Source organism: Thermobaculum sp. T2p, assembly GCF_059335935.1.
On record NZ_JANZYQ010000037.1, the window covers coordinates 23,412 to 38,192 of the forward strand.

The following is a 14,781-nucleotide window of genomic DNA, read 5'->3' on the forward strand; positions in this document are numbered from 1 at the left end:
AGCTCCTTACTCGGGCCAGATGAAACGACCCTCGTCATCAAACCTATAAGGTCGGGGCTCACTGACGATCTCGACGTTCGCCAGCTGATACGCCTCGGGCAGCAAGGCCTCCGATATCAGCAGCTCGTAGAGCCTGCTAGTATCGCGTACGTGACACACCCTGGGCGCCTTGTAAGGCATTACCGAAGCCAATGCCAGCTCTATGGCCTCCCTGTCGTTCTCAGCCACTACGGGCGTGTAACCCTCGATAGTGCTGCCGTCCTTGTTGGCACCAGTTAGGAGGTTCATCCAGGTGTTGTGGGCGTCCATCTTCTCCACCAGGCGTCGAGGCACGAAGTCGTTCAACCCCAGGCCTATAGCGTTGCCTAGGCTGGCGTCCGTAAGATCGAGGCTTACTATTCGTCGGAAGTTGGGAACCCTAGGGCCGCCCTCTATACGCCAGAAGCCGATGACGTTGGGATCCAGGCCCGAGCCAGCAACATCCTTCCCCATCTGGCTGCATACCAGCAAGTCCAGATCCTCAAAAGGGATGCGGCCCACCAGCGTGCGCGCCAGTCTTAGCTGCCTCTGGTCACAGGCTTTGAACTCCTCAGGCCGCACCACCTCCACATGAGCCGGCTCACGGTAGGCGTTCTCGACGATTGACACTCCTGCGATAACGTTGGATCTAGGTAGTGTAACCTCCTGTACGGCCAGCACGCTCTCGCCGAGTCCGTGGTGGTGGGCCGAGAACGCCCCCGCTTGCTTTCCAAGGCCCACCCCCACCATCTTCAGTAGCCCGCTGGCCACACCGTCGCTCCGCTCGCCGGCCTTGAGGTTGGGATGCACAGTCGTCCTGCCCAGCACCACTACGGCGTCGGCCTCGTGGGCGCTGACCGCGTAGTGAGCCTCGTAGCCGTTGGGGGCCTCCCCAAGCACTACCGTCTCCATCCTTGGGTCTATGGGAGCTCCTGCGCTCTCCTCGGTTATCCCCAGGCGCCTGAGAATCTCCACTTGACCCTCGGGCGTAGCCCCGCCGTGACTACCCATAGCCGGTATCAGGAAAGGTTCGGCGCCCAGGGACCTCAACTCCTGTACTACGGCACGCAATGCTTCCAAGGTGCCACCCGCACCCCTCGAGCCCACCGTTACGCCAACCCGCATGCCTGCATGCACCCGATCTTGCAGGTGCAGCGCCCCTAGGCGGGCACGCACCTCAGACCCTATGTCCTCCAGTCGGCTAGAGGGGAACAGCTGCCTCACCTTGACCAGCCTGGGTAAATCTCTGGCCCTTGGAAGCTCCATCTCCTTGCCCCTATATAACCTCGCGGATCTTGTCCTTGATGATCGTCTTGATGATCTCCATGCGATCCTTCTCTCCCCGCAGCATAGACTGCGCGAAGTGCACCGCCTGCTCCAGCGTGATGTTGCCGGGCATCGGAGGCTCACTGGCATCAACCACCGCCTGCACCAGACAAGGTCCCTGCTCCGACATAGCCCGACGCAGCACCTCGTCCGCCTGCGATGGGTCCTCTAGAGTGTAGCCTGGCACGCCCACCGCACGGGCGTAGAGCTCAAAGTCTATCGGGTGGAGGTCGTTGCCGTACTCAGGGTTACCCTCGAGTACTATCTGCTCCCACTTGATCTGCCCCAGGCTGTTGTTCTTGATGATTATCACCTTGACGGGCAGCGAGTACTTGGCCACTGTAGCCAGATCGCCCATCAGCATCGTAAAGCCTCCATCCCCCACGATCGCCACCACCTGCCTGTTGGGATAGGCCACGGCAGCCCCTATGGCGTAGGGCAGCCCGTTGGCCATCGTGGCCAGCATGCCAGAGGCCGAGAAAAGCATGTCGCCCCGAGCCTCTATATGGCGAGCCACCCATGTGGTGACGGTGCCGGTGTCGGAGATCACGATCGCATCCTCCGATAGATACTTGTTGAGGTGGTGCGTAACGACCTCAGGCTTCATAGGCACGTCCGTGCGCGTGCCCCTCTCCTCCATGAGGCGCCGCCAGTCCTCCATACCCTTCTGAGCTTTTTGGAGGAAGCTCTTATCCTCCTTGGGTTGCAACAAAGGCAGCAGCCTCTGAAGAACATCGGAGGAATCGCCAACCAAGCCCACCTCTACCGGGTACCTAAGGCCTATTCGGGTGGGGTCTATATCGATCTGCACCGCCCTGGCTTGAGCAGGTTTGGGATAGAACTCGATGTAAGGGAAGCTAGTGCCCACCATCAGGAGGGTGTCGCACTCCCGAACAGCGTCTACCGAGGGGGCGGTGCCCAGTAACCCGATGCCACCGGTCGTGTATGGGCTATCGTCCGGCACGGCCGTCTTACCCAGCAGAGGCTTGATTATCACAGCTCCTATCTTCTCGGCCAGATCCAAGAGCTCACGGCGAGCGCCCGCACCACCCCTGCCGGCGAACACCACCACCTTGGAGCCTGCGTTGATCACCTCCGCTGCTCGCCTCAGCTCCTCATCGGAGGGCACAGATCGAGCAGCAGCGAACAGGTCGGCGCTGTGCTCCGGGATATTGGCCGACGACCTCTGCGCGTCATCCACCTCCCAATCCTGTACGTCCTTAGGGATAGTGATGTGGGCCACCGTATGCTGCCCAAGCGCGGTCTTGATCGCTTCGTCCAGGGCATTGACAACGTGCGCCGGCCCCATCACCCTCTCGTTGTACGCGGCCACATCCTGGAACAGCTTGTCCAGATCCACGTCCTGCTGATAGTGGGTACCGATCAGATCATGGAAGGTGTGGCCTGTGATCGCCAACACCGGTGCCCCATCCATCTTGGCATCGTAGAGGCCATTGAGTAAGTGAATACCTCCCGGACCAGAGGTCGCTAGGCACACCCCCAGTCTGCCGGTAAACTTGGCGTACCCACAAGCCGCGAACGCTGCGCTCTCCTCGTGCCGTACCTGCACGAATTTGATACGATCCTGGCGCTTGCGCAGCGCCTCCATGATGCCGTTGATTCCATCGCCAGGCAGGCCGAACACCGTGTCGACTCCCCAGCTGATCAGCCTGTCCACGAGTACGTCTGCAGTTGTATCTGCCATGAGATTGACCTCCGTTCTGCTGTTACTCTAACCTTGCACCCAGGTAACAGCAGCCATCGCGCCACCGAGAATCAGCATAACAGCGGAAGGTGAAGGCCAAAGTGAAATTTGGTGACAGTTTGTAAATTGCCAGGTGTATAATCAGGACTGTGCAGATGAAGGAAAACTCGCGCAACAGCAGCTTTCTCCGGGATGCCCTGCGCACCATACGCTGGCTCACCATAGCTGCCCTGCTCATCCTGACCACGCTTGCTCCAGCTGAAGGCAGGCTAGGTCTGGAGAGCTGGCAACTGGTGCTGCTGTTTGCGGGTTACAACCTGGCAGTGGATCTTCTGGGCATGCCACGCTACCCTTGGCTGGCGGTATGCGACCTAGCGGCGAGCACAATCATCTATTTCTTGGGAGCTCAGCCCGACGCACTGCTGTTCGACCTCTTCTTCCTTGCAGTGATCTGTGCCTCCACCGCGATGTCGCCCAGGGGCAGCCTGGCCTACACCGTAGTCGTGGCGATCACCGTGGCAGCTATCCATCCCACGCTGCCACGGTGGCTACCCAACGAGATGGGCATCAAGGAACTAGCGGCTCGCATCCTGATCATGGCGCTGGTAGGGGCTGGCACATCCGCCCTCACTCGACGACTGCTCCTGGAGGAGGAAGAGCTGCATGCAGTCCGCCGAAAGGCCGAGCTAGAGCAGCTGCGCTCCCAGTTCCTCTCTTCGCTCTCCCACGACCTGCGCACTCCGATCACCTCCACCCGTGCGGCTGTGGGGATGCTGAGCACGAGCGCACACGACAGGCTGCAGGAGGATGAACGGGCATTATTAGCTAGTGCACGTAGGAGCATCGAGCGGCTGGAGCTGCTAGTGGACGACCTGCTCACGTTGAGCCAGCTGGAGGCGGGCGTGCTGCAGCTGGAGCCAAAGCAGCTCGACCTGGTATCCCTTGCCGAGGAAGTAACACAGGCCGTGGAGCCGCTGTTCGACCAGAAGGGACAGCGATTGGAGCTGGATGTGCCAGGATCTCTCGTGATGGTCGGCGATCCCAAGAGGCTAGCACAGGTACTGCTCAACCTCCTGCACAACGCTCACGCGCACACCCCCGCAGGCACCATCGTCAGGTTGAGTATCCGGTCCAACGGTGATGTGGAGGTTTGCGTAAGTGATAATGGTCCAGGCATCCCCACGGAAGAGCTGCCTAAGGTGTTCGACCGCTTCTACAGAGGGGGGAGTGCGGGCGCCGCTGGCCTGGGTCTTGCTACCTGTAAAGCTCTAATGGAGCTGCACGGCGGCAAGATATGGGCTGGATACTCTCCATCAGGAGGCACACAGGTGTGCTTTCACTTGCCTAGTGCACCTAGAAAGGAGCACACACAGCATGTTGCCCAGGATACTCATAGCGGAGGATGACCCTGAGGTCGCCGAGGTGATAGCGTTCGGTGCGAGGATGAACTGGCCTGGCTGCGAAGTTGAGGTGGCCACCAGCGGGGGTGAGGCGCTGGAGGTGTTTGGGGAGCGCGAGCCAGACCTGGTTGTATTGGATGTAACAATGCCTCCACCTAATGGCTTCGAGGTATGCAGGCGGATTCGCGAGAGGTCGGCCGTCCCTATCCTCATCCTCACCGTCCTAGATGACACCTTGAACAAGGTGAGGGCGCTGGACCTAGGAGCCGATGACTACCTCACCAAGCCCTTCGATCACCTCGAGCTGTTGGCCAGGCTGCGGGCACTCCTGCGCAGGGCCAACGGTGGCTTGTCCCCCAGCAGGCATGGCGATTCTGAGCTCGTGATCGACACTCGGACTCGTCAAGTATACCTGCAAGGCGAACCCATCTACCTGACCTCAACGGAGTACAGGCTGCTAGAGGTTCTCGTAACCAACGCTGGACAGGTACTGCCTCATAACTTGCTGCTCGAGAGGGTGTGGGGACCCTCCTACGTGGGCGACACCCAGCTGCTAAAGGCTTTCATCCGCAGGCTAAGGCGCAAGCTGGGCGACGACCCAGAACACCCAAGGTACATCCAGACAGAGTGGGGCATAGGATATAGATTCTGCAGCAGTTAGCGTTTACGAATTGTCACCAACTTTCACCGACAGTGTCACCTTGCAACGCTACACTAGAAGCAAAGCAGCATCCTTCAGGAGGAAACCAAGATGCAGGTGAACCTACATGGCAAGGTGGCGGTGGTCACCGGCGCCTCTTCGGGCATAGGCAAGTCGATAGCACTAGAGTTTGGCCGCTCCGGCGCCAGCGTGGTCGTAAACTACCACGGCCACCAGGAAGACGCCGAGGATGTGGTGAAGCAGATAGCCGATGCGGGCTCCAAGGCCATAGCTGTTCAAGGAGACGTTTCCCAACAGGAGGATGTCTGCAACCTCGTGGCCCAGGCGGTGGAGCACTTCGGCAAGCTGGACATCATGGTGAACAACGCCGGCGTGGAGCAGAAGATGCCCTTCCTGGACACCCCACTGGAGGTTTGGCAGAAGATAATAGCTGTCAACCTGACCGGCACTTGGCTGGGCTGCCAGGAAAGCGCTCGCCAGATGGTCAGGCAAGGCGGCGGCGGCCGGATCATCAACATCTCCTCGGTGCACGAGGAACTGCCCATGCCTACCAACGCGCCCTACTGCGCCGCCAAGGGGGGCATGCGTATGCTCATGCGCACCATCGCCGTGGAACTTGCACCCCATGGCATCACCGTCAACAACATAGCACCCGGGGCCATCGACACCCCCATGGACGCCAACCTCAAGCATGATCCCAAGCTGATGTCGCAGCTGCTTTCCGAGATCCCCCTGAGGCGGATGGGGAAACCCGAGGAGGTAGCCAAGCTGGCAGCGTTCCTGGCATCCGACGACGCAGCCTACATCACGGGCAGCACCTACTTCATAGACGGCGGCATGATCCGTCAGTCGGGTAGCCTCTAGGAGGTCGGATATGCCTACCGCCAGGGAGGTGGGGCAATCGGGTCGCGTGGCCTTCTACCAGGTACCGGACGACGAGCTAGCAGTGGGCAGCACTCTGGGCGGCCCCAAAGTAGCCACGATCATCAAGGCCACGGGTGCTATCGAGAAGGTGTACAGCATAGATACAGGACAGACGTTGTTGGGAGCCTTGGTGCTGCGACACTACGACGAGAGCACCACGATGCACCTTGCACAACAGCATAGCGGCACGTTCCTCATCCATCCAGAACACCAAGAGCACATCTTCACCCTGGAGAGCCGGTTGGAGGTGCACGAAGACATCTTCGTGCTCAACACCGGCCCCCATGCTGACGGAAGCGTCGACCCTCCGGCGGTCTACTACGTGGTCACGCTGCACAACGCTGGATACGAGCCATTACGGGTCTCCACATACGCCTTCGTCGACCTGCGAGGAGATACCGAGCACGACGTACACGTGGAGTACGATAGCAAGCTCCACGCGATAGTCGCCTGGAATGAGGGTTCTCCCCAAGACGCAAGGGTGGTGGGCTGCTCGATCGAACCTCGGAGCTTCGAGGCCACACTCGACTTCGCAAAATCTGTGTCCAAGAGCTGGCCAGGCCAGCTCTCCAACGAGACGAAGGTGGTGGGAGATCCGTTGGGGGTGCTGCACCTGTCCCACTCTCTGTCGCCCGAGGAGAAGACCAGCTTCTATTTCGTGATAACCTTCTCGCATCAAGGCAGGGATGACGCCAAGAAGGTGTTCGAATCTTGCCCGGATGCGCAGAAGGCATTGGATAGCACTCGCAGGTACTACGCCGAGGTCATGAGCAGATCCACCGTACTCACTCCTGACCCAGTGGTCAACTCCGGAGTGCTGTGGGCCAAGGCGGACATGTTGAGGGTCGAGACCAAGGCTCCCACAGGCTGGTGCTTCACCAACGACCCTACCAGATCCAACAACAGCGTGGGGCGGGACACCGCCTGGTTCGGGTTTGGCGCGGACTACCTCACTCCGGAGTTCGCCCGGGAGGCGCTGCTGGCCTATGTACGTCTCCAGCAGCCCAGCGGCAAGATCATAGAGTACTATGACATACGTAACGGGCGCACCGAGGACTACGGCCTCAACATCAACGATAACACCCCCCTGCTGATACTTGCACTCTGGCACCACTACAACGCCACCGGTGACAGGGGGTTCTTGGAGGAGGTCTACCCCGCTGCAGTCAAGGCCGCACGCTACATCTTATCTCAGAGGAACGAGCAAGGCTTGGTGTGGTGCAACGCCACTGGCACCAGCAACTGGGGGATAGTGGGATGGCGCAACGTGATCCCATCTTATAGGCTCTCAGGAGCTACCACGGAGGTCAACTCGGAGTGCTACAAGGCGCTGGAGACAGTATTCCACATGGCAAGAGAGCTCAACAGACACGACGAGAGCAAGGAATTCGCCCAGCACGCAGCCGAGCTAAAGGAGGCCATCAACAAGCACCTCTACAACCCTGAGAACGGCCTCTACTACCTGAACATAGATTTGGACGGCAGTCCTCGCAGCGACATCACCTCCGATCTGGTGTTCCCGGTCATGTTCGGGGTGGCAGATGATGACATAGCGGCCAACATCATAGCGCGCCTGAGCGGACCCGAATTCTGGACGGAGTCTGGCATCAGGACCGTGCCCAGGGACTCGGTGGACTACACCCCCAACGGTGGTTGGGGCCTGCTGGGAGGAGTATGGGTAGGGGTGTCCTTCTGGTACGCCTTCGCCGCCGCAAGGTACACGCCAGGCTTCATGGCGCACGCCCTGAGCACCAGCTTCCAGAGCTACTCTAGCGATCCCCGCCACAGGAACACGGTCCCGGGCCAGTTCTCCGAGTGGCTGCACGGCGAGACGCTGGTCAACCAGGGGATGATGCTCTCTCCTTGGTTCCCGCCCCGCTATCTATGGGCGGCCATAGAGGGCGTGGCAGGGCTGGACACCTCCGGGTCAGTGAGGGTGGACCCCAAGATGCCGCCCAATTGGAAGTGGCTGGCTGCTCAGAAAGTCCCTTATCGGGGCAAGTACCTAACTTGGGTGGCCGTCAGAGCACCCGATATCCTGATGTACACCAACTTCCAGTTTCAGGAGTCCACGCCCTACGTGATGTACGAGCACGACATTACCTCCCAGGTGCGGGCTAGCAGCGATGCGGTGTGTCCCGTGGGCCTCAGACAGGGCGACAATTTACTGCTCTTCGCCGGCAACACCGCCAACGAGACCATCAACTTGGGAGTACACTTGGAGCTAGAGCTATCTGGAGAATACAGGATACGAGCTTTCAACAGCTTGTTTGGGCAGTGGAGGGACCTCGGGCGCATTCCCAGCCAGAAGCTACAGCAGGGCTTGCCCCTGCAGATAGAGCGTAAGGGGTTCGTGGTGATGGACTTGAGGCAGGAGGTTTAGATATGTCCAACAATGGTCCCGACGTGGTGGTGCTCGGGGGCGGTTTAGCCGGTGTGTCGGCTGCGCGCGAGCTAACTAGGCAGCTGCCTGAAGCCAAGATAACGCTCGTCAACAGGACTAACTTCGCGGTGTTCACGCCGCTGCTGACCGAGACGGCCGTGGGCGAGATAGACATGAGGCACGCAGCGGTAAACCTACGGAAGATCTCACGTTCTGTGAGGTTCCAGCAAGGGGAAGTAGAGGAAGTCGATCTTGGCAATAAGAAGGTAAAGATAAGGGTCGGAGCCAAAGGCCTGGGGTTGCCAAAGGAGCAGCTAGAGCTACCGTACGACCACCTGGTGATCGCGCTGGGGTCGGTCACAAACTTCCACCACGTGCCCGGCGCCCAGGAGCACTCCCTGGGAATGAAGACCTTGGAGGACGCTGCCAACTTATATAACCACATCCTGGGCGCCTTCGAACTAGCTAACTCCTTATCGGACACCGCTGCACAGCAGCGCCTGCTGACCTTTGTTGTGGTTGGGGGAGGTCTATCTGGGGTAGAGACCACGGCCGCTGTCAACGCCTTCGTCCGCCGCCTCGTGCTACGCTATCCCAAAATCCATCCTAGTTATGTGCGAGTAGTTCTGGTCCACCATGGTCGAAGGTTGCTTGAGGAACTGGGTGAGAGGTTAGCGACCTACGCCCAGCAAGAACTGGAAGCATCGGGCGCAGAGGTGCTGCTGGGCACCGAGGTATCCGAGCTGGCAACAGATCACGTCCAACTCAAGGGAGGCATGAAAGTCCATGCCAAGACCGTGGTGTGGACCGCCGGGGTGTCGCCCAACCCCATAGTAGGCAGATTAGACGTGCCCAAGGGTGATCATGGTGGTATCAGGGTCGATCCCTACCTCAGCGTGCCGGGCCATGCCGACCTCTGGGCGGTAGGGGACTGCGCGGAGGTACCCAAGGTGGGTGGAGGCACCTATGCACCCACTGCCCAGAACGCCACGCGGGAAGGTAGAACCGTGGCGACCAACATAGCCCTCGTCTCGCAGGGGTACGCGCCAAGGCCCTTCAGGTACAACCCCATAGGGGAGCTAGCCCTCGTGGGCCGTAGGGCCGCCATAGCGGACCTCAAGGGCATCAAACTATCAGGGCTCCCCGCTTGGCTGCTCTGGCGTGGGACCTACCTAGCGAAGATCCCAAGCAGATCCCAGAAGCTGCGAGTGGCCGCCGATTGGCTGCTCGAGGTGCTTGTGGGGCGAGACATCAACGAGGTACCATCCATCCGTAGCGCCGTCCCATAGAGACGTTCCAATGTGGCAAGAGTGTCGACTAGTCCCAGCGATGCGTAGCGGGGATGATAACTGCCCACAAGATAGATAGCCTGGTAACAACCTAAAAGTGCTGTGCCGCTAGTCAGGCTCCCTAGATCCTTCGCCCGGCGGGATCGCTCACTCAGTGCCCTCATCCGTAGCTATTCCAAATGCCTCGCAGGGAGATCCCTGCTAAGCCCAAGATTTGGCACCGGTCGAGGAACAGATCCTGGTTATCACATGCTTGTAGCATGGGATAACCTAGAGCGCCAGGAGCTCACAGCAGGCGGACCGCCTCAAGCAGCTCATCCTAGCTGTTGGCCCCCATGCAGGAGGTGTTCTATACTGGAGTCGAGACACACTAGACTGGGGGCTCTATGAAGATACTGCTGGCTGGTGCCACTGGCGCGATAGGTAGGCTGCTGTTACCTTTACTAGTTGCGGCCAGGCACGAGGTAGTGGGCACCACCCGTAGCCCTGCTCGCCTAAAGCTGATCGCTGCTGCCGGTGGCGATCCTGCCCTAGTGGACTACCTTGACCGCGCCAAGGTATTTGAGCTGCTCAGGGGCAAGCGACCAGAAGTGGTAATCCACCAGCTGACCGACCTCAGCACCTATGACCTTGAGGCCAACTCCAGGCTGCGGATTGAGGGCACGCGCAACCTTGTGGACGCATCGCTTGAAGTCGGGGTAGAGCGCATGATAGTGCAGAGCATAGCCTTCGCCTATGCTCCGGGAAGCGGACCCGCCAAAGAGAGCGATCCCCTGCACCTGGAGGCAACTGGACCCCGCGGTCTCACGGTAGCAGGGATACAAGCCCTTGAGCAAGCTGTGGCCGAGATACCCACGGGCGTAGTGCTGCGCTACGGCGTACTCTACGGACCCGGCACTTGGTACTCACGGGACGGGCTCATTGCCGAGAGGTTGCGTAGAGGTGAATTGGTGGCCTCAGATGCTATCACATCCTTCGTACACGTTGTAGACGCCGCTCAAGCAGCGGTGGACGCCCTGGGGTGGCCAGCAGGACCTGTGAACATAGTGGACGACGAGCCAGCAGCCGAGCGGATCTGGCTGCAGCTGTTCGCCACAATGGTCGATGCCCCGATACCCATCTATAGGCCCGGCAGGGAAGGTTGGCAGCGAGGGGCAACCAACCAGAAGGCCAGGGAGCTGGGCTGGCAGCCCAGATATCCTACTTGGAGAAGAGGGTTCTTGGAGTCCTTATCCCCCAAGTAGTTGCATCCCATAAGGGGTAAGATCTCGAGCTAGCCAGCCGACCACCAGTATGTTAGAGTCAAGTGATAAGATGCAGGTTGGCGATAGGAGCTAGTACATGTGTGGGAGATTTGGTCTAGAAGCGGATACCGAGCAGATCGCCAGTAGGTTTCGGGTCACTCAGATGGAGATTCCCTGGCGGCCCAGGTACAACATCGCTCCCAGTCAGGAAGTACCGGTGGTCACTATGCAAGAGGGGCTAACGCTAATGCGTTGGGGCTATTCCCCGGGGTGGATGCAGGAGAAAAGCCCCTCCAGGCAGATCATCAACGCCAAGGCAGAGACCCTATTCGCAAGCAAGACCTTCCATGAAGCTGCCTTGCACGACCGGGTGATCGTGCCCTGCAGCTACTACTTCGAGTGGGACGAGAGCAAGCACCCCTACTTGTTTCGCCTACGGGACGAGAGTATCTTTGGTTTGGCGGGCGTACGCCTCGAGCAGGATGGCGAGAGCAGGTTCGTCATAGTGACGACCGAGCCCAACAAGGTCGCTGCGAAGGTGCACGATCGCATGCCGGCCATCCTGCGACCAGAGGACGAAGAGCTGTGGATCTCCGCCGACGAGGTCGATCCCTCCCGCCTTGAGAAGGTACTTCAACCTATACCAGACAGCTGGCTGGAGTATTACCCCGTATCCAGGCGCGTCAACAGCCCTCACAACGATACTCCAGACATCACTTACCCCGCACGCTAGGAGGGAAGTAGCCCATGAGATGCATGCGAGCTTGGATCAGTTGCCTTACTGCCATGGCCCTGCTAGCGTGCGGGATGGGCTCCAGCATCCGATCCAAGCTAGGGGCGTTCCTACCTAGACATCAAGCGAGGGTATAAGGTGCGCATATGGTGATCATGCATCCTCACCACAGTCCACTATCGCTCCCGCTCCCCAGCAGCCCCAACAGCACGCGCTCAGCTGCTCTTCCTAAATCGCCAGCGCTCCTCAGTTGAACCCCGATAATTCCACGTCGAACCGCTGCCAATCGTGCGTACCGCCGGTCGTCACCAGGCGATTGTCCCCGCTCGAGAGCACGTGCCATCCTATGGCCACGTTGTTCGGATCCACCTCCAAGACCCTCACGCTCACGGCATCGCTGGGGAGGGAGTCGGTCCTGATCCACACGCTGAAGACGTAGGAGAGCTCCGCATCTATCGGCACTAGGTTGCTCAGCATAAAGACGTCGTCGCCGGGGAGAGGCAGCACCCGCACCGACCTCTGCCCACCATGTACCTGGGTGGTATCAGTGGCCACCCTCTCAGGATGGTTGGCCTCCCAGGGACCTGCCTCGAACCCCGGATTGTCGAGGCCTGTCTCCTGTGCGCGGCCACTGTGGTTCATAGGCCATAGAACCAACAGGAGCACCAGTGCTAACATCGCGGGGATACCCTTCCTGCCCATCGCCGCCTCCTGAAATATAAAGCATTAATATGTTTATTCACGCATTAAATCATACATATTATTGCTTTAAATACAAGAGGTGCCTGGCTATCCCCTGCAGATTAGGTGCTGTACGTGCTCGGGAGAACGCTGCAGTCCCTGCTTGAGGAACGCTGGTAGTAAATTTACCTCAGATAACTCCCATATGGGAAACCACTTAAAGACGAACGAGGTACCGTTGACCTCTGTCCAAGGATAGCAGGTATCCAGGTCCACGCGATGGAAGTTGTCGGGTAAGAAGCACTCGTAGTACAGCGACAACTCATGGAAGCTGCGGTCGCCGAGCTCGAAGAAGTTCTCCACCACCCACAACAGTCCCTCAACCCTGACGTCCACCGACAGCTCTTCTCTGAGCTCCCTGCGCAAAGCATCCCTAGAGGACTCGCCTGCCTCACACCTACCGCCCGGCAGAAACCAGAAATCCATCCCCTCTTGCTGCACCAGCAGGACGTGCCGGGCCCTCCTACACACAGCAGCTACTCTGTAATTAAAAATGAAGCCACCTACCTCGAAGCTGATCATGCCCTCATCATCTCCAACTCGACGTTAATCCAGGGGTTGTAAAGCCAGGATAACAGAAACCGTGCATAAACTAGTGTGTCGATCCAAGGGCTACATCGAGAGCTTGGGGGAGTTGCAGGCCCAGTACCAGGAGCTGTCCGAGGCGCTTGGGCGTGGGTGTTCCATCAGCCGACGCGCTTACCTGCTGCTGGACCAAGCCAGGCGGAGACCGATAGAGGCCGGCTGGGGAGTGCAGGCGGCTGCTGTGGGATTTCGACGGGCTCTGAGACAGCTAGCCTACGCCAGCTCGCAGCTTGCGCAGGATTCCCCGTAACGCCTCGGTGTAGGACTCGCTGTAGGTCGGGAAAGGACGCACCACGTCGGCCAGGACCTCCACGGGCACCTCGGCACGGATCGCCAGCGCGGCCTCGCCTATCCACTCATCCACCTTCGGGCCCACCCCAGAGGCGCCCACCAGCACCCCGCGAGCAACGTCGGCCACCAGCTCCAGCCTGCCGATCCTTTCCCCCTCTACCGATGCCCGTGCAACCTCCGACAGCTCCACGCGCGCCGACACCACTTCGATCCCCACCTCCTCCGCCCGCTCCCTGGTCAGCCCCACCGCTGCCACGGGCGGCCAGGTGTACACGGTTCGCGGCACAGACCGGTAGTCGGCCACGACGCTTCGGCCCAGGAGGTTGGCCTCGACCACCCTAGCTTGGTAGTTCGCGGTGTGAGTGTAACTGGCCACGCCGGTCACATCCCCGGCGGCCCACACATGTGCCTGACCCTTTACTCGGCAGCGGGCGTCCACCCTTAGGGGGACTGTCGTGGCTATGCCCAGCTGCTCCAGCCCCAAGTCCTGGGTGTTGGGATCCCGACCAACGGCCACGAGCAGCCTGTCGGCAAGCACCTCGCCTCCCCCCTCGAGGTCGAGAGCCACGCCAGATGAGGTTCCCCTAGCCCCCAAGACGCTTCTGCCGGTCTGCACCCTCACCCCTTGGGAGCTGAGCACTTCGGCCATGAGCTCCCCCACCCAAGGAGATTCCCTGCTCAACAGCCGCGGTGAGCGCTGCACCACCGTGACCGCGGTGCCAAACGCTGCGTACACCTGCGCGAGCTCACAGGCCACCGCTCCCCCACCCAGTATCGCCAGCGACCCGGGCAGCTCGGACAAGCTCAGCGCCTGATCGCTCGTCCAGTAGGGCACGTCCTCCAACCCCCTTATGCGAGGCACCCTGGGATGCGAGCCCGTGCACACCACGAGATCACGCCAGCCGATCTCTAGACCTTCCACCTCGACCACGCCCAGGCTGGAGACCCTCCCACGACCCCGAAAGAGGCGCGCTCCGGCTCTCGCCAGCTCTTCGGCGTGGGCAGAGTCGTCGCGATGCTCCACGACTTCGTCCCTCCAGGCGATCGCCTCCTGGAAGGACTCGATGTCCGGGCCACCGCACAGCCGGTGCCTGTGGGCCAAGTGCAGCATCACCTTGCTGGGCATGCAGGCCAGGAAAGGGCACTCTCCTCCCACCAAGCCGTCGGCCACCACTGCCACGCTCACCCCCTCGCTCGCCAGCTCCAGGGCCAACGTCTCCCCGGCGGTGCCTGCTCCCAGCACCACCACGTCGAAATCCTCCATCTACCACCTCCGCAAGTCCGTGCACCCCACGTGTTGCAGGAAGCGTGCCTCAGCCGATATCTGCTAGAGGACCGCCTGGCGCAAGATCGAGATGTACAGGCAACTACGTGTCTCCAAGGTGTCATTGCACTTCCGAAGGCTCACTGGGCGGACGTAAATGTCATGGCTTCAAGAAAGCCCGAGCCCACCTGGGCGTTCCTGCAGGAGTTCCTTCAGG

Annotated in this window: 13 protein-coding genes; 8 read left to right on the forward strand and 5 right to left on the reverse strand. The window is 60.1% G+C overall.

All coding sequences use genetic code 11. The features are described 5' to 3' along the window. Positions 1 to 6 precede the first annotated feature (6 nt). A complete protein-coding gene (locus tag N2245_RS14070; RefSeq protein ID WP_494537335.1) occupies positions 7 to 1,284 on the reverse strand; it encodes a hypothetical protein in 1,278 nt (425 codons plus the stop codon). A 10-nt stretch (positions 1,285 to 1,294) separates the two neighbouring features. Continuing rightward, the gene (locus N2245_RS14075) at positions 1,295 to 3,049 is read right to left on the reverse strand and encodes a thiamine pyrophosphate-dependent enzyme (RefSeq protein ID WP_494537336.1); all 1,755 of its coding nucleotides are present in this window, start codon (positions 3,047 to 3,049) and stop codon (positions 1,295 to 1,297) included. A 155-nt stretch (positions 3,050 to 3,204) separates the two neighbouring features. On the opposite strand from N2245_RS14075, the gene N2245_RS14080 reads away from it, so the two are divergent. The 7 genes from N2245_RS14080 to N2245_RS14110 all read left to right on the forward strand — a co-directional run bounded on the left by N2245_RS14080 (position 3,205) and on the right by N2245_RS14110 (position 11,683). Further along, a complete protein-coding gene (locus tag N2245_RS14080) occupies positions 3,205 to 4,455 on the forward strand; it encodes a sensor histidine kinase (RefSeq protein ID WP_494537337.1) in 1,251 nt (416 codons plus the stop codon). After that, on the forward strand, positions 4,424 to 5,110 hold the full coding sequence (locus tag N2245_RS14085) for a response regulator transcription factor (RefSeq protein ID WP_494537338.1): 687 nt from the start codon (positions 4,424 to 4,426) through the stop codon (positions 5,108 to 5,110). The genes N2245_RS14080 and N2245_RS14085 overlap by 32 nt, the downstream gene beginning before the upstream one ends. Before the next feature lie 90 nt (positions 5,111 to 5,200). Continuing rightward, positions 5,201 to 5,974: an SDR family oxidoreductase gene (locus N2245_RS14090; RefSeq protein WP_494537339.1), complete on the forward strand. Its 774-nt coding sequence runs from the start codon at positions 5,201 to 5,203 to the stop codon at positions 5,972 to 5,974. 10 nt (positions 5,975 to 5,984) lie between these two features. Then, complete coding sequence (locus tag N2245_RS14095; RefSeq protein WP_494537340.1) at positions 5,985 to 8,417, forward strand: MGH1-like glycoside hydrolase domain-containing protein; 2,433 nt, start codon at positions 5,985 to 5,987, stop codon at positions 8,415 to 8,417. 2 nt (positions 8,418 to 8,419) lie between these two features. Then, a complete protein-coding gene (locus N2245_RS14100) occupies positions 8,420 to 9,706 on the forward strand; it encodes an NAD(P)/FAD-dependent oxidoreductase (protein ID WP_494537341.1) in 1,287 nt (428 codons plus the stop codon). A gap of 386 nt (positions 9,707 to 10,092) precedes the next feature. Beyond that, complete coding sequence (locus N2245_RS14105; RefSeq protein WP_494537342.1) at positions 10,093 to 10,950, forward strand: NAD-dependent epimerase/dehydratase family protein; 858 nt, start codon at positions 10,093 to 10,095, stop codon at positions 10,948 to 10,950. A 97-nt stretch (positions 10,951 to 11,047) separates the two neighbouring features. Then, on the forward strand, positions 11,048 to 11,683 hold the full coding sequence (locus N2245_RS14110) for an SOS response-associated peptidase (protein ID WP_494537343.1): 636 nt from the start codon (positions 11,048 to 11,050) through the stop codon (positions 11,681 to 11,683). A 246-nt stretch (positions 11,684 to 11,929) separates the two neighbouring features. Here the strand turns inward: N2245_RS14110 and N2245_RS14115 are convergent, their stop codons facing one another. Beyond that, a complete protein-coding gene (locus tag N2245_RS14115) occupies positions 11,930 to 12,385 on the reverse strand; it encodes a carbohydrate binding domain-containing protein (protein WP_494537344.1) in 456 nt (151 codons plus the stop codon). Between the two features lie 87 nt (positions 12,386 to 12,472). Further along, complete coding sequence (locus N2245_RS14120) at positions 12,473 to 12,946, reverse strand: NUDIX hydrolase (protein ID WP_494537345.1); 474 nt, start codon at positions 12,944 to 12,946, stop codon at positions 12,473 to 12,475. Between the two features lie 61 nt (positions 12,947 to 13,007). Between N2245_RS14120 and N2245_RS14125 the strand changes: the two genes are divergently transcribed. Beyond that, positions 13,008 to 13,259 (forward strand): hypothetical protein, encoded by a 252-nt coding sequence (locus N2245_RS14125; protein WP_494537346.1) that lies wholly within the window; start codon positions 13,008 to 13,010, stop codon positions 13,257 to 13,259. On the opposite strand, the gene N2245_RS14130 is transcribed toward N2245_RS14125, so the two are convergent. After that, the gene (locus N2245_RS14130) at positions 13,218 to 14,564 is read right to left on the reverse strand and encodes a dihydrolipoyl dehydrogenase family protein (RefSeq protein ID WP_494537347.1); all 1,347 of its coding nucleotides are present in this window, start codon (positions 14,562 to 14,564) and stop codon (positions 13,218 to 13,220) included. The genes N2245_RS14125 and N2245_RS14130 overlap by 42 nt on opposite strands. Positions 14,565 to 14,781: the final 217 nt, after the last annotated feature.

Excerpts from the sequence above, each read along its gene's own strand:
- N2245_RS14120 (WP_494537345.1), bottom strand. The coding sequence starts at position 12,946 with ATGATCAGCTTCGAGGTAGGTGGCTTCATTTTTAATTACAGAGTAGCT.
- N2245_RS14110 (WP_494537343.1), top strand. The coding sequence starts at position 11,048 with ATGTGTGGGAGATTTGGTCTAGAAGCGGATACCGAGCAGATCGCCAGT.
- N2245_RS14075 (WP_494537336.1), bottom strand. The coding sequence starts at position 3,049 with ATGGCAGATACAACTGCAGACGTACTCGTGGACAGGCTGATCAGCTGG.
- N2245_RS14100 (WP_494537341.1), top strand. The coding sequence starts at position 8,420 with ATGTCCAACAATGGTCCCGACGTGGTGGTGCTCGGGGGCGGTTTAGCC.
- N2245_RS14095 (WP_494537340.1), top strand. The coding sequence starts at position 5,985 with ATGCCTACCGCCAGGGAGGTGGGGCAATCGGGTCGCGTGGCCTTCTAC.
- N2245_RS14130 (WP_494537347.1), bottom strand. The coding sequence starts at position 14,564 with ATGGAGGATTTCGACGTGGTGGTGCTGGGAGCAGGCACCGCCGGGGAG.
- N2245_RS14105 (WP_494537342.1), top strand. The coding sequence starts at position 10,093 with ATGAAGATACTGCTGGCTGGTGCCACTGGCGCGATAGGTAGGCTGCTG.
- N2245_RS14080 (WP_494537337.1), top strand. The coding sequence starts at position 3,205 with ATGAAGGAAAACTCGCGCAACAGCAGCTTTCTCCGGGATGCCCTGCGC.
- N2245_RS14070 (WP_494537335.1), bottom strand. The coding sequence starts at position 1,284 with ATGGAGCTTCCAAGGGCCAGAGATTTACCCAGGCTGGTCAAGGTGAGG.
- N2245_RS14085 (WP_494537338.1), top strand. The coding sequence starts at position 4,424 with ATGTTGCCCAGGATACTCATAGCGGAGGATGACCCTGAGGTCGCCGAG.
- N2245_RS14115 (WP_494537344.1), bottom strand. The coding sequence starts at position 12,385 with ATGGGCAGGAAGGGTATCCCCGCGATGTTAGCACTGGTGCTCCTGTTG.
- N2245_RS14090 (WP_494537339.1), top strand. The coding sequence starts at position 5,201 with ATGCAGGTGAACCTACATGGCAAGGTGGCGGTGGTCACCGGCGCCTCT.